We start from the raw sequence: 19,946 nt of genomic DNA on the forward strand, positions 1-19,946 counted from the left end.
GCATGAGCAAGGATTTTATTGTTGTAAAAGGTGCTAGAGCACATAACTTAAAAAATATTGATGTAACCATTCCGAGAAATCAGCTTGTTGTTGTGACAGGATTGTCTGGTTCAGGGAAATCATCATTAGCGTTTGATACGATTTATGCAGAAGGGCAGCGCAGATACGTAGAATCGTTATCTGCGTATGCGCGTCAGTTTTTAGGGCAAATGGATAAGCCGGATGTAGATACAATTGAAGGATTGTCACCAGCGATTTCAATTGATCAAAAAACGACGAGTCGTAATCCACGTTCAACTGTCGGAACGGTAACGGAGATTTATGATTATTTACGTTTATTATTTGCGCGAATTGGTACGCCAATTTGTCCGAATCACGGCATTGAAATTACATCACAAACAGTAGAGCAGATGGTAGACCGTGTTCTTGAATATCCTGAACGTACGAAATTACAAGTGTTAGCTCCTATCGTTTCTGGACGTAAAGGTGCACATGTGAAAGTGCTTGAAGATATTAAGAAGCAAGGATATGTTCGTGTACGTGTTGACGGTGAAATGCTTGATGTATCTGAAGAGATTACGTTAGATAAAAATAAGAAACATTCTATTGAAGTTGTAATTGACCGTATTGTTGTAAAGGAAGGAATCGCAAGCCGTCTTGCGGATTCACTTGAAAGTGCATTAAAGCTTGGCGGAGGCCGAGTGTTAATCGATGTAATGGGAGAAGAGGAACTTTTATTTAGTGAACATCATGCTTGTCCGCATTGTGGTTTTTCAATCGGAGAATTAGAGCCACGTATGTTCTCATTCAACAGTCCATTCGGGGCATGCCCTTCTTGTGATGGACTCGGTTCAAAGTTAGAGGTGGATTTAGAACTCGTTATTCCGAACTGGGATTTATCATTAAATGAACATGCGATTGCTCCTTGGGAACCGACAAGCTCACAATATTACCCGCAGCTTTTACAATCTGTATGTAATCATTACGGCGTTGATATGGATGTGCCTGTGAAAGATATACCAAAAGATTTATTTGATAAAGTGTTGTACGGAAGCGGTGAAGAGAAAGTTTATTTCCGCTATGTAAATGAATTTGGTCAAGTAAAGGAAAATGAGATTTTATTTGAAGGTGTTATTCCGAATATTGAACGTCGTTATCGTGAGACGAGTTCTGATTATGTTCGTGAGCAAATGGAAAAGTATATGGCAGAGCAAGCTTGTCCGAAGTGTAAAGGTGGGCGCTTAAAGCCTGAAAGTTTAGCTGTTTTCGTTGGCGGGAAAACGATTGCTGACGTAACGAAGTATTCTGTTCAAGAAGTACAGGAATTCTTCTCGAATGTGGAGCTAACGGAGAAACAACAAAAAATTGCTCATTTAATTTTAAGAGAAATCCAAGAGCGCGTTGGGTTCTTAGTAAACGTCGGTTTAGACTATTTAACGTTAAGTCGTGCTGCAGGAACTTTATCAGGTGGTGAGGCGCAGCGTATTCGTTTAGCGACGCAAATCGGTTCTCGTCTTACTGGCGTACTTTACATTCTTGATGAGCCTTCTATCGGTTTACATCAGCGCGATAACGATCGTCTTATTCGTACATTGCAAGAAATGCGCGATTTAGGTAATACGTTAATTGTCGTTGAACACGATGAAGATACGATGATGGCTGCTGATTATTTACTTGATATCGGGCCTGGTGCAGGTATTCACGGTGGTCAAGTTGTGTCAGCAGGTACGCCAGCTGAAGTGATGCAAGATGAGAATTCGCTAACGGGTAATTATTTAAGCGGTAAAGAGTTTATTCCAGTTCCACTTGAAAGACGTAAAGGTGACGGACGTAAAGTGGAAATTATCGGTGCAAAAGAGAATAACTTAAAGAATGCGAAGATGTCATTCCCGCTTGGTACATTTGTAGCGGTAACGGGTGTATCTGGATCAGGTAAAAGTACGATGATTAATGAAGTACTATATAAATCGTTAGCGCAAAAGTTATATAAAGCGAAAGCGAAGCCAGGTACTCATAAAGAGATTAAAGGTCTTGAGCATTTAGATAAAGTAATCGATATTGATCAATCACCAATCGGCCGTACACCACGTTCTAATCCAGCGACGTATACAGGTGTATTCGATGATATTCGTGATGTGTTTGCGCAAACGAATGAAGCGAAAGTGCGCGGATATCAAAAAGGACGTTTCAGTTTTAATGTAAAAGGTGGACGTTGCGAAGCGTGCCGTGGTGATGGAATTATTAAAATCGAAATGCACTTCTTACCAGACGTATATGTTCCGTGTGAAGTTTGTCACGGTAAACGTTACAACCGTGAAACGTTAGAAGTGAAATATAAAGATAAAAACATTTCTGAAGTGTTAGGGATGACAATTGAAGATGGAGTAGAGTTCTTCGCTAATATCCCAAAAATTAAGCGTAAACTTCAAACACTTGTAGACGTAGGGCTTGGTTATATGAAATTAGGGCAACCAGCTACGACGTTATCTGGTGGCGAAGCGCAGCGCGTGAAATTAGCTTCTGAATTACACCGACGTTCTACAGGACGTACGTTATACATTTTAGACGAGCCAACGACTGGTTTACATGCGCATGATATCGCACGTCTTCTAGAAGTGTTGCAACGTCTTGTTGAGAGCGGTGAAACGGTACTTGTAATTGAACATAATTTAGATGTAATTAAAACAGCTGATTATATCGTTGACCTTGGCCCAGAGGGCGGGGACAAGGGTGGACAAATCGTTGCTTCCGGAACGCCAGAGCAAGTAGTGAAAGAAGAGCGCTCATATACAGGTAAATATTTAAAAGAGATTTTAAATCGTGATAAAGCAAGAATGAAAGAGAAAATAAAAGAAGTAGAGTTATCTCAATAAGTGTATTACGAAAAACCGAGTGGAAATGGCACTCGGTTTTTCGTTCATAGGGGGAGAAGATGGAGTTTACAGATGTTTTAAGAAAGAAAAACATGAAGGTAAGAGAGTTTAAAAATTGGGGTGTTTATCCCGCTTTAATGGGCAGTAAGACCCCCACCTCAAAATTCAGCGAAAGCAAAGAAGTTAGGCGGGGGATCAACTGCCCATAAAAGTCCGATTGGTTCAACTAATAATCAGTGGGGGATGGAGAAAACCCCCACTGATTAAAGTTTCACTTTATTTTCGCAAGCGCTGGGAGGATAACTTTGCAAATCATTTAAGTGATGAGGAAAAGGAAGACATCTTTCTGTATGGAGATAAGTATGCATGTGGGTATCTTTGGCACATATTTAGTTATGGGAAAAAGAAGTGTTTAGGGGGTAAAGAAGCGGAGAATGCGTTTCATAATGAAGTGAAAAAGGATTGCTATATATTCTATCAACATTGTGATGATGTACTGCTAATAAAAGATGCGAGTTTATTACATATGGATGATATATTGTGTGAGAGGGACGATATGTATAAAGGCGATATCTATATTGTAGGTAAAGATTTTACTTGGACCTTTGTGAAAACTCATGAACATAGATGGTGTGGTCCCTATTTCACAAAGAGATGTTAGTAGGTATACAAGCAGGAAGAGTAGAATAAGTTGATATAAGTGTTTGCATGATACTTGCGTTTATAATCTATTAGCGTATGATGAAATATATATGTCAAAAGGATGTGTAAGAAAATGAGATGGATTGTATCACTTCTTGTAAATAGCGTTGTGTTAATCGCTGTATCCGGACTTTTAAAAGGGATTGCACCAGACGCGTTTTACGTAGCGAATATACAAACTGCAATTATTGCGAGTATTATTTTGGCTGTTTTAAATGTGTTCGTAAAACCGTTTTTAATTTTAATTACGTTACCAATTACTGTTGTAACTTTCGGTTTCTTCTTGATTGTTATTAATGCGATTACGTTAAAAATAGCAGATTCATTATTAGGAGATGCATTTAATATATCAGGATTTGGTGTAGCAATTGTTGCGGCAATTTGTATTTCAATTTTTAATATGATTATTGAAAAGGCAATTGTGGAACCTTTATACGAAAAAAAGAGAAAATGACAAAAAGAAAAACATTTCATGATTTGTATGAAATGTTTTTTTCTATTTATTAGAAACCGTATTTCTTGTTTCCAGAAAAAAATGGTACAATATCCGGTAGAATGGAATTTTACATCAAATGAGACTGAACCCGCAGCGGAGTGGAGGTTTATACATATGCCGAAAGTAAGGACAAAAGATTTAATTGAACAATTTCAATTGGAGTTAATCAGTGGTGAAGAAGGAATTCATCGTCCGATTGATACAAGTGATTTATCACGACCTGGAATTGAAATGGCAGGATTTTTTACATATTATCCAGCTGATCGCGTACAGCTTCTTGGAAAGACGGAGCTTACGTTCTTTGACACGTTAACGTCAGAGCAAAAGCAAGAGAGAATGAAAGCGCTTTGTACTGAGGAGACGCCATGTATTATTGTAACTCGTAATCAAGATGTACCAGATGAGTTACTGCAAGCATCGCGTGAATCAGGCATGCCTTTATTGCGTTCTGCTCAAACGACAACAAGATTATCAAGTCGTTTAACAAATTATTTAGAAGGTAAGTTAGCGCCAACAACAGCTGTACATGGTGTATTAGTTGATATTTACGGTGTTGGTGTGTTAATTACAGGTCAAAGTGGTGTCGGTAAAAGTGAGACAGCTCTTGAGCTTGTGAAACGTGGTCACCGTCTTGTTGCGGATGATAGTGTAGAAATTCGTCAAGAAGATGAGGATATGTTAGTTGGAAGCTCACCAGATTTAATTGAGCATTTATTAGAAATTCGTGGTCTAGGTATCATTAACGTTATGACGTTATTCGGTGCAGGGGCAGTGCGAAATTATAAGCGTATTACACTTGTTATTAATCTTGAAATTTGGGATCAAAAGAAAAATTACGATCGCTTAGGTCTTGATGAAGAGAAGATGAAGATTATTGATACAGAACTTACGAAGATTACACTTCCAGTTCGCCCTGGTCGAAACTTGGCTGTTATTATTGAAGTGGCAGCGATGAACTTCCGTCTAAAACGTATGGGAGTCAATGCGGCACAACAGTTCTCTGAACGATTAATGAGTGCAATTGAGTTAGGGAATCAGGAGTAAACTTTGGAGAGGGAGGTCATACATATGCTGTTAGGTTCTGTACCACAGCTTGACCGCGTAGCGATCCAACTTGGACCGTTTCCTGTTTATTGGTACGGGATTATTATCGGTACAGGTGTGCTATTAGGTCTTTGGCTAGCAACTCGCGAGGGAGAAAGGCTAGGTATTCCAAAAGATACATTTGTTGACCTTGTATTAATTGCAGTACCAATCGCTATTCTATTTGCGAGAATGTACTATGTTATTTTTGAATGGGAATATTACGCGCAAAATCCGAGTCAAATTATTAATATTCGTCAAGGTGGCTTGGCGATTCATGGTGGTTTAATCGGGGCTGTTATTACAGGGATTCTTTTTGCGAAACGCCGCGGGGTTTCATTCTGGAAGTTGGCTGATATTGCTGCGCCAAGTATTTTACTAGGGCAAGCAATTGGTCGATGGGGAAACTTTATGAATCAAGAGGCACATGGTGATGAAGTAACGAGACAGTTTTTAGAAGGCCTTCATTTACCGGATTTCATTATTAATCAAATGTACATTGATGGTGTGTACTACCACCCGACGTTTTTATATGAATCATTATGGAATTTTGCAGGTGTCATTTTATTACTTGCATTACGAAAAGTGAACTTACGACGCGGGGAACTGTTCTTCACATATTTAATTTGGTATTCAGTAGGGCGCTTCTTCGTAGAAGGCTTACGTACAGATAGTTTAATGCTAGGACCACTTCGTATCGCGCAAGTAATGTCAATTGGACTTGTTGTTCTTTCTATTATTTTCATTATTGTGAGACGAAAAATGGGGCAAGCTGATAAAAGATATTCGGAAAATTAGAGAAAAGTAGCATCTTATTATGAGATGCTGCTTCTTTCATATTCAGGAAAGAGAAAGGACTAAGGCAATGAGAATAAATACAGTGTTATTTGATTTAGATGGAACTTTAATTAATACAAACGAACTTATTATTTCTTCTTTTTTACATGTGTTACATACATATTATCCAAATCAATATAAGCGTGAAGATGTATTGCCATTCATCGGTCCGTCTTTACATGACACTTTCAGCAAGATTGATGAAAACAAGGTTGAAGAGATGATTACATGTTATCGTCAATTTAACCATGATCATCATGATGAATTAGTAGAAGAATATGAAACTGTATATGAAACAGTCCAAGAGTTGAAGAAGCAAGGCTATAAAGTTGGGATTGTTACAACGAAAGCGAGACAAACCGTTGAAATGGGATTAAAGTTGTCAAAGCTTGATGAATTTTTTGATGTTGTCGTGACAATTGATGATGTGGAGCATGTGAAACCACATCCAGAGCCACTTCAAAAAGCACTTCAGTTATTAGATGCGAAACCGGAAGAAGCATTGATGGTTGGGGATAACCATCATGATGTTGTTGGTGGACAAAATGCGGGTACGAAAACAGCTGCTGTTTCATGGACACTGAAAGGTAGAGCGTATTTAGAGGCTTACAAGCCGGACTTTATGCTAGATAAAATGAGTGATTTGCTACCAATTTTGTCTAATATGAACCGTTCATAAAGGTCCAAGTAAGTTAGTAGGGGAGACATTTCTCTACTAACTTACAGTTTCACTTTTTAGTAGAGGAGCGAGCAAAGTGCGACGGACAACGCGCTACCCTGTTACGGGAGAAAATTCATTATGGAATGTGTATAAAACAGTGTCCTTTTGGAAGGTAATGAAGAACTTTTTTATTATCCAAATTGCTCGTTATACACCATTTTTATCCGTCAAGAATTGGTTGTACCGCACATTTTTACGGATGAAAGTCGGAAAGAAAACATCGTTTGCGCTTATGGTCATGCCGGACATTATGTTCCCAGAAAAGATAACTGTAGGAGAGAATTCGATTATCGGCTATAATACAACGCTTTTAGCACATGAATATTTAATTCGCGAATATCGACTTGGAGAGATTGTCATAGGAAATGAAGTGATGATTGGAGCGAATACAACGATATTACCAGGTGTAAAAATTGGAGATGGCGCGATTGTTTCAGCTGGCACACTTGTTCATAGGGATGTCCCAAGTGGTGCTTTCGTGGGTGGAAATCCAATGCGTGTTATTTATACGAAAGAGGAAATGGATGCTAGAGAAGGTTGATACTAAAAATGTAACATTTCTCTTCTTTTTTAATGAATAAAAAGGAAATAATTGAGTATAATATACTGTTTTGTTTTTTACGGAATCGTTTATACTTATAGATAGAAGAATGTGTGAACGAAGAAAACAAAAAACTGGAGGATATATGGGGAAAAATCAAGGAATATATAAGGAGAACGGACAAGTTATCTCTTTTAATCAATTAGCGGACTTCTTTTATAAAAAAGGGATGAGGGCTTATAAAGGGCAAAAATTGCAAGATGCAATTAAATATTTTCGAAGAGCGGCACAAAGTGAGAAAGAGCCGTTTATTTTATGCCAATTAGCAACAGTATTATCTGAGGCTGGTGAATATCAAGAGTCGAATCAAACCTTTTTTAAGCTTGTTAGATTTAATCCAGAACTTGAACAATGCTATTATTTTATTGCAAATAATTATGCATATATGGGGCTATTTCAGCAGGCGAAAAAGTATGCAGATCGCTATTTAGAAGTTGCAAAAGAGAAGGAATTCGTTGAAGATACATTAGAATTACTTGAAATTATGGAAGAAGAAGCGATGGGTGCGGAAGAGATTGAGGATGAAGATGATCTAATTGTTATGCAAGAAGAAGCGAATCGTTATATTCGTAACGGACAATTGGAAGAAGCAATTGCTACATTAGAAATTGTTACGAAAGATTATCCGGAATTTTGGTCGGGGCATAATAATTTAGCCATTGCACATTTTCAATCTGGTAATGTAGATAAAGCGCTGAAGTTAACGGAAATGATTTTAGAGAAAAATCCTGGTAATATACATGCGCTTTGTAATACGCTTATTTTCCTATATTCAATTGGAGAGCATAAACAAGTAGAAGCGTTAGCTGCTCAGCTAGTTGCAGTATATCCAATTTCATTTGAACATCGTTTGAAACTTGGAACGACACTTGCAACAATTGGTCATTTTGAGCCTGCATATAAATGGTTCAAAGTATTAAAGCGTCAAGGATACGAGGGAGACGTTAGTTTCTATTATTGGTTTGCATATTCTGCTTATATGGTGAAAGATCAGCAAGTAGCCGAAAAAATGTGGCAACATGTTGTAGAATTGCATCCTGATAAAAAGGGAAAAGAACCGTGGAACGCGCTGAATTTAGCGGATGAAGGACAAAACGTGTTATTTGAAGAATTAAGAAAATCATTTCAGCAAAGTGCAACGCTAGAGGAACAAATGCTAGCTTTATATTTAATGAATGAATTATCAACGCCAGAGAAGGTGGGATTCTTCTTTGATGTAACGCAGGCGAAGAACGGTGTTCCAATCGTATCGCAACTTGCAAAGTATTTCTTTTTACTTAATAGCCATAAGAGCATTGCAGCTGATTTACAACAGTTTGAACAGTGCGCACGAATCGCGGATGCCTTATACAATTATACGAAAAAAGATGATGAATTAATCGAAGAGTGTTTACAATTTTGGTTCTGTACGTTCATACGTTTATATACATCTGGGGCAGTCTTCACAAATGTATACGGCTGGTCAGCTGCGATTGAATATATCGTACGCAGCGAACAAGGAAATAAGATGACACAGTCGGAGCTTGGAGATGTATATAATGTATCTGTAGCGACTGTTCGAAAGTATGTGCAGGCTGTGAAACGTACGCACAAATAAGGTAAGCAAATCATTGGGAAAAAAATGATGCTAACAGTATAATGAGGGTAACTTAATTGTGTAGGAATGAATAGGAGTTGAATGGTGTGTCAGAAGAAAAAATTTATGATGTCATTATTATTGGTGCAGGACCAGCTGGTATGACAGCTGCGGTATATACATCTCGTGCGAACTTAAGCACATTAATGCTTGAGCGTGGTATTCCAGGTGGCCAAATGGCAAACACGGAAGATGTAGAAAACTACCCAGGTTATGAGTCTATTTTAGGACCAGACTTATCAAATAAAATGTTCGAGCATGCGAAGAAATTTGGTGCTGAATATGCATACGGTGATGTGAAAGCGGTCATCGATGGTAAAGAATACAAAACAATTATTGCTGGTAAAAAAGAATATAAAGCACGTGCAATTATCGTTGCAAGCGGTGCAGAGTATAAAAAAATTGGTGTACCGGGTGAAACAGAACTTGGCGGCCGTGGTGTATCATATTGTGCAGTATGTGATGGGGCATTCTTTAAAGGAAAAGAACTTATCGTAATTGGCGGCGGAGATTCTGCTGTTGAAGAGGGTGTGTTCTTAACACGCTTCGCATCAAAAGTAACGATCGTTCATCGTCGTGACACGCTTCGTGCACAGAAAATTTTACAAGATCGTGCTTTCCAAAATGAGAAAGTAGATTTCATTTGGAACCACACGATTAAAGAAATTAACGAAGCAAGTGGTAAAGTAGGAAGTGTAACACTTGTAGACGTAAACAGTGGAGAAGAGAAAGAAGTCAAAACTGATGGCGTATTCGTATACATCGGTATGTTACCATTATCAAAACCATTTGTTGAATTAGGTATTACAAATGAAAATGGTTACCTTGAAACAAATGAGCGTATGGAAACGAAAGTTCCTGGTATTTTCGCAGCTGGAGATGTTCGTGAAAAAATGCTACGTCAAATTGTAACTGCAACAGGTGATGGTAGTATTGCAGCACAAAGTGCACAACATTACGTAGAAGAATTATTAGAAGAACTAAAAACTGTATCAGAAAAATAAGGGATAACATACTTTTTGAGAAGAAAGCTACACATAGGAGCTTTCTTCTTTTTTTGTGTGAAAATGTCAAAGTTTTGTCAAAAATTATTATGATTATAAGCTTTCTTATTGATATACTGGACTTTACGGAAAAAATCACTATAAGAAATGAGGAATTTATTCAGTATGGAATGGCGTAATATATATCGTGGATTTTGTATGGGTGTTAGTGATTTAATTCCTGGTGTGAGCGGCGGTACAATCGCTGTTGTATTAGGGATTTATGAACAATTACTTGCGGCAATTAGTGGATTCTTTAGTCGTGAATGGAAAAAGCATTTAGGATTTTTAATTCCCCTTGCAGCTGGTGTGGCAGCAGCGTTTTTAACGTTAAGCCACGTTATTAAATATTTACTTGCAAATCATTATGAACCGACTCAATTTTTCTTTCTCGGTTTAATTATTAGCATATTACCGATGTTAATGAGAGAAGCTGATGCAAAGTCGTCGTTTAAAGGTAAGCACATTGTTTTACTAATAATTGCAGCAATTCTTGTTGCAATTACAGCTTTCTTTAAACCAGATAAGGCAGCAGATCCAATTACGACGTTAACAATTTTAAATGCAATTGGTTTATTTTTCGCAGGATGGATGGCTAGTATGGCTATGTTACTTCCTGGGATTAGCGGATCATTTATTTTATTAATTATTGGTGTGTATCCGACAGCAATTAATGCTTTAACTACACTGAACTTACCATTAATCGTAGTTATCGGTGCTGGTGTTATGGTAGGGTTTGTTGTAAGTAGTAAAGGAATTAGTTTCTTATTAGATCGTTATAAAAGTATGACATTTGCGGCAATTATTGGACTTGTTATCGGCTCAATTGTCATTGTGTTCCCTGGTATTCCAACTGGAGGATTTTCAATTATAAGTTCAATCATTACCTTTATTTTAGGATTTGCGATTGTTACTTATTTCGGTAAGAAATAAGGGCTAGAATCCCCTTAGCGATAAAAATCGTTAAGGGGATTTTTTATGCTATTTATTGAAAGTCTAGGCATTTACATTGCTTGTTGTAGAAAGCTTTTTTACAATTGTTGAGAAGCATGTGCTGAACAAAAGAGGACTGGCTCCTTCGTTGTAGCAAACTGTTTTTGATAGTATAATGAAATGAGTATGCAGTGAGAAATTTGCTGCAAGTAGCTGAGGTGAAGAAACATGCAAAGAGTGACAAACTGTGTGTTAATTAGAGATAATGAAGTACTCTTACTCCAAAAACCTCGCCGAAATTGGTGGGTTGCACCAGGCGGGAAAATGGAGCGTGGTGAGACTGTAAGAGATTCCGTTGTTCGCGAGTATCGTGAAGAAACAGGTATTTATTTAAAGAACCCAGCGTTAAAGGGGGTCTTCACCTTTGTCATCCAAGAAGGTGATAAAGTTGTTTCTGAATGGATGATGTTCTCCTTTTTAGCGACAGATTTTGCAGGAGAAAACAAACTAGAGAGCGAAGAAGGCATCATTGGTTGGCATACATTTGATAAAATTGATGATTTAGCAATGGCGCCAGGAGATTATCACATTATTGATTATTTAATTAAAGGAAATGGCATAATCTACGGTACATTTGTATATACCCCAGATTTTGAGTTGCTTTCATATCGATTAGATCCGAGTTAAACCGTCAAGGAGAGGATACGATGACAGAGAATAATGATATAAAAATGGTAATTATTACAGGAATGTCTGGAGCTGGAAAGACAGTAGCTTTACAAAGTTTTGAAGATTTAGGATATTTCTGTGTAGATAATTTACCACCGATGTTATTGCCAAAGTTTATTGAGCTTATGGCGGATTCAAAAGGGAAAATGAATAAAGTAGCACTTGGCGTTGATTTACGTGGCCGAGAGTTTTTCGAACATTTATGGGGAGCACTTGATGATTTATCAGAACGTACATGGATTATTCCTCATATTTTATTCTTAGATGCGAAAGATGGCACGCTTGTAACTCGTTATAAAGAAACGAGACGTTCGCATCCACTTGCACCAACTGGTTTGCCGTTAAAGGGAATCGAGATGGAGCGCAGTTTATTAACTGATATGAAGGCACGAGCGAATATTGTGCTTGATACATCGGATTTAAAACCGAAAGAATTACGTGAAAAAATTGTGCATCTGTTTTCAACTGAAACTGAGCAAGCATTTCGTGTAAATGTTATGTCATTTGGATTTAAGTACGGTATTCCAATTGATGCAGATTTAGTATTTGATGTTCGTTTTTTACCAAATCCATACTACATTCCACATATGAAGCCATTAACAGGACTAGATGAGGAAGTTTCATCGTATGTGCTGAAATTTAATGAGACACATAAGTTTTTAGAGAAATTGACGGATCTTATTACTTTCATGCTGCCTCATTATAAAAGAGAAGGCAAGAGTCAACTTGTAATTGCAATTGGATGTACAGGTGGACAGCATCGTTCTGTTACGCTTACAGAATACCTTGGGAAACATTTGAAACCAGAGTATAGCGTTCATGTATCTCATCGTGATGTGGAGAAGAGAAAGGGCCATTAAGGGATGAAAAAAGAGAGAAAACCTAAAATTGTCATCATGGGAGGCGGTACTGGACTCTCTGTATTATTACGAGGATTAAAACAATATCCGGTTGATATTACAGCAGTTGTTACAATCGCTGATGATGGTGGCAGTTCAGGTAGATTACGTGATGAGCTAGAAATTCCACCCCCAGGTGACATTCGTAACGTACTTGTTGCGTTATCAGATGTAGAGCCGCTGGTGGAAGCTTTATTCCAGCATCGTTTCACAACGGGAGACGGGCTGAAAGGTCATGCGTTAGGGAATTTATTATTGGCAGGTATGACCTCGATTACAGGAGACTTTTTCCATGCGATTACGGAAACGAGTAAAGTATTGAACGTCAGAGGGCGTGTGTTACCGGCAGCGAACCAAAGCGCGGTACTTCATGCGGAACTAGAAGATGGAGAAATTGTAACAGGTGAATCAAAGATTCCTTATTACGGAAAGAAGATTAACCGTGTCTTTTTAACTCCAGAAGATGTAGAACCGTTACATGAAACGTTGGCTGAGATTAAACGAGCGGATTTACTCGTTTTCGGTCCAGGAAGTTTGTATACGAGTATATTACCGAATTTAGTTGTTAACAAAATCGGGGACGCTGTTCTTGCTGCAAAAGCGAAGAAGGTATATGTGTGTAATGTTATGACGCAAGCTGGTGAAACGATGGGATATACTGCGTTTGACCATGTGCAGGCGTTACATGATCATTTAGGTAAGCCATTTATCGATACTGCAATTGTAAATAACCGTGATATTCCTTGTGAATTACGTCAGTTATATGAGGAAGAAATGTCGGCACCAGTTGTAGTAGATGAAGAGCGTTTTACCGAAAATAATATTGATGTCATTCAAGATCAATTAGCGAAGTATGATGACCGTGTTGTAAGACACGATACATTAAAACTAGCTTCTATTTTATATTCACTGTTGTAGATGTGCGTTGCCTCATTTGAGGTAACGCTCCTCATTTCATATAGGACAAGATTTTTGTTCCACAATAATCGTATAAGGAGGTGTTGGCTGTGTCATTTGCATCAGAAACAAAGAAAGAGTTGACGAATTTAGAGGTGAAGGAATGCTGTGAGAAAGCAGAATTATCAGCGTTACTTCGCATGAATGGATCGCTTTCTTTTTCAAATCGTCGTCTATCTATCGATATTCAAACGGAGAATGCGGCAATTGCAAGAAGGATTTATACGCTTTTGAAAAAAGGATATGACGTGACGGTAGAATTACTTGTTCGTAAAAAAATGCGATTGAAGAAAAATAACGTATATATCGTAAGACTCGTTGAGAAATCTCGCGAAATATTAGCTGATCTTCATATCGTGCGAGACGACTTTTCATTTATTCGAAATATATCACAAGAATTAATTGAGAAGAAATGTTGTAAACGATCGTATTTACGCGGTGCATTTTTAGCAGGTGGTTCAGTAAATAACCCAGAAACATCATCTTATCATTTAGAGATCTTTTCGTTATATAAGGAACATAATGATGCTATATGTGAATTGATGAACGGATTTGATTTAAATAGTAAGACGTTGGAAAGAAGAAAAGGGTACATTACGTATTTGAAAGAAGCAGAAAAAATTACAGAGTTTTTAAATATTATAGGTGCTCATAATGCACTTTTAAGATTTGAAGACATTCGAATCGTACGTGATATGCGTAACTCTGTAAATCGTTTAGTGAACTGCGAAACAGCTAATTTAAATAAAACAATTGGTGCAGCGCTAAGACAGATTGAAAATATCCGCTATATTGATGAGACGGTTGGTCTTGATATATTGCCAGATAAACTACGAGAAATTGCGCAACTACGAAGAGATTATCAAGATGTAACATTGAAAGAGTTAGGTGAGATGGTATCCGGGGGGAAAATTAGTAAATCGGGTATTAATCATCGTTTGCGTAAAATCGATGATATTGCAGAGAAATTACGCGCGGGGGAAACGGTAGCAAAAAAATAAGTGGGTAAAGGGGAAATGGAGCTGTGGTTCAAAAAAGAGTTCAGGTTTCATTAAAAAACGGTTTACAAGCACGTCCGGCTGCGTTGTTTGTACAAGAGGCAAATCGCTTTCATGCGGATATCTTCATCGAGAAAGATGGAAAGACAGTGAATGCAAAGAGCATAATGGGGATTATGAGCTTAGCAATTGGAACTGGCAGCATGATAATAATTACAACAGAAGGTTCAGATGCAGAAGAAGCTTTAGAAGCATTAGCTGCATATGTACAATAAAAAGCTATCGCGCGTGTGCGATAGCTTTTTTGTTTTAGTGTTTGTTGGCGGGGGTGGGGTATGTAGGGGGCGTGTGCTTGTCGAGGATTGTCGGTAAGTCGATAAGTTGTTTCGAATCGTCGATATATTGAAATAATCGCCGATATAATTGGAGTTACGGTCGATATATTTGAAAAATCGCTGATATATTCAGGTGGATACTAGCTGAGGTATGTGATTGCGGAGACCCCACTATAAAAAAGCGCCCTGTAAGAGGGCGCTTCCGCTTTAAATCTATCCAGCTCCAGCGGTTAGAATCTCCGGTTGTTTCGCTTTTACATTCGAGGCAAAAAGCGCCTCGGATGTAGAAGCTCCAACACCCTGCGATTCTGAACGAGCCGCTTCCGCTTTAAATATCTATTAACGATTTGTAAAGATCTTATCGATTAAACCGTATTCTAAAGCTTTTTCTGCTGTCATGAAGTTGTCGCGGTCTGTGTCGCGTTGTAGTACTTCAAGTGGTTGACCTGTGCGGTCAGCAAGAATTTGGTTTAGTTTTTCACGTAAGAATAGGATACGTTTAGCAGCGATTTCGATTTCAGTCGCTTGACCTTGTGCTCCACCAAGTGGTTGGTGAATCATAACTTCACTGTTTGGAAGTGCATAACGTTTTCCTTTTTCACCTGCTGCAAGTAAGAATGCACCCATAGATGCAGCCATACCGATACAGATTGTTGATACTTGTGGTTTAATAAACTGCATTGTATCGTAAATTGCCATACCTGCTGTGATAGAACCACCAGGGCTGTTGATGTAGATGTGAATATCTTTTTCTGGATCTTGAGATTCCAAGAATAAAAGCTGGGAAACGATTGAGTTAGCTACGTTGTCATCAATTGCACTACCAAGCATAATGATGCGGTCTTTTAATAGTCGAGAGTAAATATCGTAAGCGCGTTCTCCACGATTTGTTTGTTCAATTACTGTAGGAATTAAATTCATCTGTTATTTCCTCCTTCTAAAGCTTTCTTAGTCTTATAATACAATTATGGTCAATAAAGGTCAAACGAAACCACTTTAAATCAAAAAAATATGTAGTTGTAACATGAAATATTCGCTATGTTTTTGAAATTCCCTGCTTATGTATCTTCAACATCATAACCGAATTACATAAATTTAAACGTTATAAAAACTGTAGAAAAAAAGAAAAGAACGCCTTTTTACTGAAGCGTTCTTTCGATATCTATTCTTTTAAAAGATAGGTTACTTTATTTAAAATCTTTTCGATTTGTTTCGCGTTTTTACTATACATTTCACTTGCTGATTTCGACTTTGTTTCTAGGGAAAATAGTTCAAGATCAGCATGACATTTTTTTAAAGATGCTAATAATAAAGGTTTGTTTTGAGGAGAAGGCATTTGTAGTTTGTCATTATAAATGTCGACAGTAAGCTGTCCGTATGAATCCACTTGACCGAGAAAGACGTTTTCGATGACAACACCGAGTTTTTCTAGTTCAGAATGTAACCAAGCACGGTTATGCCCGCTTGCTGAAAGTGGTTCATCTAGTACATTTCCATCCATAATAACAGTTTGTGGTTCTTTTTCATTTGGCACTTTTAATCCGAGATCTTTTGCTGTAAGTGGCTGAGAATCTTTCTTTAATAATACATTTAATTCTCCGCTCGGCTCTAAGACAGCAAATTCGACTTCAGCTATACTGAATGCACCATTTCCTCTAAGAAGTTCAAGTAACTCATCACTTGTATATTTTTCTTTCTTTAAATTATCCTCGAGCACTTTCCCATCTTTTATTAACACGGTTGATTTTCCTTCAAAAAAATCCCTAGCGGCTTTGTTTTTTAAGGAAAGAATGCCAACAAAAAAAGGTACCGAGGCGAAAATAAGTATAGCAAAGACGCCGTGGAAAAATTTCGAATCGAGCCCTGTAGATACTTGAGCAGCGATATCACCGATTGTCATTCCCGCTATGTATTCAAAAAAGGAAAGTTGCGAAATTTGCCTTTTTCCTAAGCACTTTGTAATAGTGAATAAAATAATTAATATGAATACAGAGCGAAGGATGACAAGTGTCCATTCGGGTAGGTGAGACATAGTCATTTCCTCCAGTCTACTTAAAACCCTTTATATTGAGGTTCTTCACGTTCTAATACTGAAACTCTATTCTGTAAATCAGCGATAATGCTGTCCATTTCTAACATACATTCATGAAATACACGTTTTGATTCCGCGTCTTGTGAATTTAGTGAAAGGGAGCTTAAACTTGCCTGAGCGCCTCTTACACTAGCAAGACAGGTTTTAACGCTAGCGATAACTGTCATACGAACACCTTATCCTTTCGGTTTGAATAGCAATGCTCCAATGAAGCCGAAAATAATAGCTGCGGATACACCGGCACTCGTTACTTTAAACATGCCGGTAATAACACCAACGATGCCATGTTTTGCAGCTTCTTCCATTGCGCCGTGAACGAGTGCATTACCAAAGCTTGTAATAGGTACTGTTGCCCCGGCTCCAGCAAAGTCGATTAATGGTTCATACAAATTGAATCCATCTAATATAGCTCCGGCAACTACGAGTGTTGCCATTGTATGAGCGGGTGTAAGTTTTACAACATCAAACATAAGTTGGCCGATTACACAGATGAGTCCGCCGATGACGAAAGCCCAGAAAAAAATCATTGCGTTGCACCTCCAAATTCAATCGAAACGGCGTGAGCGATACACGGAATCGTTTCTTCTTGTTGGAATGTAAGTGGAGATAGTAAAGCGCCTGTCGCAACGACAAGTATTTTTTTGAACTCTCCTCTTTTCATTCGGTTTAATAAATGACCGTAAACGACTGTTGCAGAACATCCTGGTCCGCTAGCACCGGCTATGACAGGTTGTCCTTCTCTATAAATGAGTAGCCCGCAATCTTGAAACTGTTCGCTCGTTACTTTTGTTCCATGTTTATGTAGTAAGTCATAAGCAATTTCGCGACCGACATGGCCGAGATCGCCTGTTACGATTAAATCGTAGTAAGAGGCGTCAATTTGACGTTCGCGTAAATGAGCTTCAATTGTATCGACGGCAGCTGGAGCCATTGCGCCTCCCATATTAAACGGATCCGTTAACCCCATATCAACAACTCGTCCAATTGTTGCAGATGTTACCCTAGGGCCGTGCCCAGTATCGCTTAAAATAGCAGCTCCGGCTCCAGTTACTGTCCACTGTGCAGTAGGTGGCTTTTGTCCACCATATTCGGTAGGATAGCGGAACTGTTTTTCTACAGCAGTGTTATGACTTGATGCCCCGGTTAGTAAATATTTTGCGCCTTTTGCGTTTACGATACTTGCCCCGAGGGCTAAACCTTCCATAGAAGTAGAACAAGCACCGAATAATCCGAGATAAGGAGTGCCCAGTGTACGGCAAGCAAAGCTTGTAGGAGTAATTTGATTAATTAAATCTCCTGCAAGTACGAATTGAATATCGTCTTTACGAAGTTTTGCTTTTTCAGTGGCGCGGCTACAAGCTTCTTCAAATAAAATTTTATGTGCTTTTTCATAGGAATCTTGTCCGAGCCATAAATCTTCATGAAGGATATCAAAGTCTTCTGGAATTTTTCCTTTTGCTTCAAACGGCCCGCCAACGACTCCTGTCGAAATAATAACGGGTTTGTTCTCAAATACCCACGTTCGGTGTCCTTGTAACATTTATAGCCCTCCCCATTGAACAAGAATCGTTTTAATAAGTGCGATGACGAAAGCTGAAAATACACCAAACAAAATAACGGAACCAGCTAATTTGAACATGTTACCGCCAACACCAAGGACAAACCCTTCCGTTCGGTGTTCGATACATGCTGCAATAACAGAGTTACCAAATCCAGTGACAGGTACAGCTGTGCCAGCTCCAGCAAACTGTCCAAACCGATCGTATATACCAAATCCAGTTAGCAACATGGAGATGAAAATAAGAGTTGCGACTGTTGGATTTCCTGCTGAGCGTTCAGTGAAATCAAAATATGTGATATAAAACGTAGAAATGAGTTGTCCGATGAAACAAATAAAACCACCGACGAAAAAGGCTTTAATACAATTTTTTAAGACAGGGCGCTTCGGTTCTCGTTCTTGTTCGAATTTTTTATATTCCTGTTGCACAGGGGTTAAGTTTTTATCTTTACTAGACATTGCGATCCTTCCTTTTCTTTTAAAAAGCGTTAAGTGTTAGACTCCATTTTTTTACCAATGAATTTCAATTGTTTATTAATTTCATCTTTAGATACTTTTTTTTCCTTAATTTTTCTTTCGAGCTTTTCAAGTAACATAAAGATTTTTTTATCTGTACTTACACGAACATCGAAAGTAGGATGCTCGTCACTCAGCTGTTTTTGAAGCTTCTTACGAAGAGGCTTTAATCCAAATCTTTCGTGATGCTCAGGTGTAACTGCTATGTAGAGATCTAAATTTGAATTCACTGCTGTGCTTTTTGTAATTTCATCCATAGCAAGGGCCCTTTTCTTCGCTCCTTGTGATATAGATTGATTAAAGGATTCCGTACTCGTCTTTGTTAATTTAGGGCCTTTTTCTTTCTCCGTTCGTTTTGCTTCTTCTTTTACTTTCTTATCTAAGGGACTATTATCACATCCGGTAAATGAGCTAAATAGAAGTGCAAATAATGCGGTTATGAGGCCAAGTTTTCGCATAATTATCATTCCGTTTCTATTGCAATATGTAATGTGATAGAAAAAGGATGACTGCATATCATCCTTTTTTCTATTTCACAGCAAGACTGGTTCGTTATTGCTGTGAGTATTGTGGTTCTTCTTGTTGGACTTCTTCAACGCGAGGGTTTAAAGAATCGATAATCGTTTGTGTTTGCTGCGCAGCTGTTTGGAAAAGTTGCTTCGCTTGTTGGTTGTCCGTATCAAGAGCGAATCCCTCTAAGCTAGCTTGTGCACTTTTTAATCCAGAAACAGTTTGCTTTAATTTCGTAATTACAGTCATTGAATGAAGCCCCCTTTGGAATATCAATTCATAGGTTATAATTTGTGAGTTGGGGTGAATTTATGATTGGAAAATTTAGGGGAGAGTGTTTTGTTAATATACTCATAACTAAGTTTCATAATGGATTATGGGGATATTTTTATTGATTTAGATGGATTTTATTGCTATTATTATGAAA

Annotated in this window: 22 protein-coding genes and 1 pseudogene; 15 read left to right on the forward strand and 8 right to left on the reverse strand. The window is 38.1% G+C overall.

The window, feature by feature from the left end:
- Window positions 1–2 precede the first annotated feature (2 nt).
- From uvrA to AC3WTI_RS20495, 15 genes and pseudogenes are all read left to right on the forward strand, one after another.
- Entirely contained in the window at window positions 3–2,873 is a 2,871-nt protein-coding gene (gene uvrA, locus AC3WTI_RS20425) for an excinuclease ABC subunit UvrA (RefSeq protein ID WP_142305838.1), read from the forward strand.
- A gap of 59 nt (window positions 2,874–2,932) precedes the next feature.
- Window positions 2,933–3,534 (forward strand): annotated as a pseudogene (locus tag AC3WTI_RS20430) (DUF4275 family protein).
- Window positions 3,535–3,648: 114 nt separating this feature from the next.
- The gene (locus AC3WTI_RS20435) at window positions 3,649–4,029 is read left to right on the forward strand and encodes a phage holin family protein (protein ID WP_001267308.1); all 381 of its coding nucleotides are present in this window, start codon (window positions 3,649–3,651) and stop codon (window positions 4,027–4,029) included.
- A gap of 156 nt (window positions 4,030–4,185) precedes the next feature.
- Window positions 4,186–5,115, forward strand: a complete 930-nt coding sequence (hprK, locus tag AC3WTI_RS20440; RefSeq protein WP_001975188.1) for an HPr(Ser) kinase/phosphatase — start codon at window positions 4,186–4,188, stop codon at window positions 5,113–5,115.
- Window positions 5,116–5,139: 24 nt separating this feature from the next.
- Window positions 5,140–5,952: a prolipoprotein diacylglyceryl transferase gene (gene lgt / locus AC3WTI_RS20445; protein ID WP_087959308.1), complete on the forward strand. Its 813-nt coding sequence runs from the start codon at window positions 5,140–5,142 to the stop codon at window positions 5,950–5,952.
- Window positions 5,953–6,019: 67 nt separating this feature from the next.
- The gene (gene ppaX / locus AC3WTI_RS20450) at window positions 6,020–6,670 is read left to right on the forward strand and encodes a pyrophosphatase PpaX (RefSeq protein ID WP_048528166.1); all 651 of its coding nucleotides are present in this window, start codon (window positions 6,020–6,022) and stop codon (window positions 6,668–6,670) included.
- A gap of 76 nt (window positions 6,671–6,746) precedes the next feature.
- The gene (locus AC3WTI_RS20455; RefSeq protein ID WP_097840928.1) at window positions 6,747–7,253 is read left to right on the forward strand and encodes an acyltransferase; all 507 of its coding nucleotides are present in this window, start codon (window positions 6,747–6,749) and stop codon (window positions 7,251–7,253) included.
- Window positions 7,254–7,398: 145 nt separating this feature from the next.
- Complete coding sequence (locus tag AC3WTI_RS20460; RefSeq protein WP_144488533.1) at window positions 7,399–8,910, forward strand: tetratricopeptide repeat protein; 1,512 nt, start codon at window positions 7,399–7,401, stop codon at window positions 8,908–8,910.
- A gap of 86 nt (window positions 8,911–8,996) precedes the next feature.
- On the forward strand, window positions 8,997–9,953 hold the full coding sequence (gene trxB / locus AC3WTI_RS20465) for a thioredoxin-disulfide reductase (protein WP_142286723.1): 957 nt from the start codon (window positions 8,997–8,999) through the stop codon (window positions 9,951–9,953).
- 165 nt (window positions 9,954–10,118) lie between these two features.
- Window positions 10,119–10,925, forward strand: coding sequence for a DUF368 domain-containing protein (locus AC3WTI_RS20470; protein ID WP_087959312.1), 807 nt, complete (start codon window positions 10,119–10,121; stop codon window positions 10,923–10,925).
- 228 nt (window positions 10,926–11,153) lie between these two features.
- The gene (locus AC3WTI_RS20475; protein WP_001190080.1) at window positions 11,154–11,612 is read left to right on the forward strand and encodes an NUDIX hydrolase; all 459 of its coding nucleotides are present in this window, start codon (window positions 11,154–11,156) and stop codon (window positions 11,610–11,612) included.
- 20 nt (window positions 11,613–11,632) lie between these two features.
- Window positions 11,633–12,514 carry an RNase adapter RapZ gene (gene rapZ, locus AC3WTI_RS20480; protein WP_000138462.1) on the forward strand — a complete coding sequence of 294 codons (882 nt, stop codon included), beginning with the start codon at window positions 11,633–11,635 and terminating at the stop codon, window positions 12,512–12,514.
- 3 nt (window positions 12,515–12,517) lie between these two features.
- Window positions 12,518–13,471: a gluconeogenesis factor YvcK family protein gene (locus tag AC3WTI_RS20485; protein ID WP_144488534.1), complete on the forward strand. Its 954-nt coding sequence runs from the start codon at window positions 12,518–12,520 to the stop codon at window positions 13,469–13,471.
- 89 nt (window positions 13,472–13,560) lie between these two features.
- Window positions 13,561–14,511 carry a DNA-binding protein WhiA gene (gene whiA, locus AC3WTI_RS20490; RefSeq protein WP_097840930.1) on the forward strand — a complete coding sequence of 317 codons (951 nt, stop codon included), beginning with the start codon at window positions 13,561–13,563 and terminating at the stop codon, window positions 14,509–14,511.
- A 23-nt stretch (window positions 14,512–14,534) separates the two neighbouring features.
- Entirely contained in the window at window positions 14,535–14,783 is a 249-nt protein-coding gene (locus tag AC3WTI_RS20495; RefSeq protein WP_063259557.1) for an HPr family phosphocarrier protein, read from the forward strand.
- A gap of 399 nt (window positions 14,784–15,182) precedes the next feature.
- Here the strand turns inward: AC3WTI_RS20495 and clpP are convergent, their stop codons facing one another.
- The 8 genes from clpP to AC3WTI_RS20535 all read right to left on the reverse strand — a co-directional run bounded on the left by clpP (window position 15,183) and on the right by AC3WTI_RS20535 (window position 19,768).
- On the reverse strand, window positions 15,183–15,764 hold the full coding sequence (gene clpP, locus AC3WTI_RS20500) for an ATP-dependent Clp endopeptidase proteolytic subunit ClpP (protein ID WP_001049162.1): 582 nt from the start codon (window positions 15,762–15,764) through the stop codon (window positions 15,183–15,185).
- A 241-nt stretch (window positions 15,765–16,005) separates the two neighbouring features.
- On the reverse strand, window positions 16,006–16,875 hold the full coding sequence (locus tag AC3WTI_RS20505) for a DUF421 domain-containing protein (RefSeq protein ID WP_087959315.1): 870 nt from the start codon (window positions 16,873–16,875) through the stop codon (window positions 16,006–16,008).
- Window positions 16,876–16,895: 20 nt separating this feature from the next.
- The gene (locus tag AC3WTI_RS20510; RefSeq protein WP_002167398.1) at window positions 16,896–17,102 is read right to left on the reverse strand and encodes a DUF1657 domain-containing protein; all 207 of its coding nucleotides are present in this window, start codon (window positions 17,100–17,102) and stop codon (window positions 16,896–16,898) included.
- Between the two features lie 9 nt (window positions 17,103–17,111).
- Window positions 17,112–17,462 carry a stage V sporulation protein AE gene (spoVAE, locus tag AC3WTI_RS20515; RefSeq protein WP_000575924.1) on the reverse strand — a complete coding sequence of 117 codons (351 nt, stop codon included), beginning with the start codon at window positions 17,460–17,462 and terminating at the stop codon, window positions 17,112–17,114.
- On the reverse strand, window positions 17,459–18,475 hold the full coding sequence (spoVAD, locus tag AC3WTI_RS20520; protein ID WP_000938958.1) for a stage V sporulation protein AD: 1,017 nt from the start codon (window positions 18,473–18,475) through the stop codon (window positions 17,459–17,461). Before spoVAD ends, spoVAE begins: the two co-directional genes overlap by 4 nt.
- Complete coding sequence (gene spoVAC, locus AC3WTI_RS20525; RefSeq protein ID WP_000095399.1) at window positions 18,476–18,952, reverse strand: stage V sporulation protein AC; 477 nt, start codon at window positions 18,950–18,952, stop codon at window positions 18,476–18,478.
- 29 nt (window positions 18,953–18,981) lie between these two features.
- Window positions 18,982–19,467: a YhcN/YlaJ family sporulation lipoprotein gene (locus tag AC3WTI_RS20530; RefSeq protein WP_087959316.1), complete on the reverse strand. Its 486-nt coding sequence runs from the start codon at window positions 19,465–19,467 to the stop codon at window positions 18,982–18,984.
- 94 nt (window positions 19,468–19,561) lie between these two features.
- Complete coding sequence (locus AC3WTI_RS20535) at window positions 19,562–19,768, reverse strand: DUF1657 domain-containing protein (RefSeq protein ID WP_000216166.1); 207 nt, start codon at window positions 19,766–19,768, stop codon at window positions 19,562–19,564.
- Window positions 19,769–19,946: the final 178 nt, after the last annotated feature.

The sequence above is a fragment of the Bacillus sp. EB106-02-03-XG38 genome, assembly GCF_058792175.1.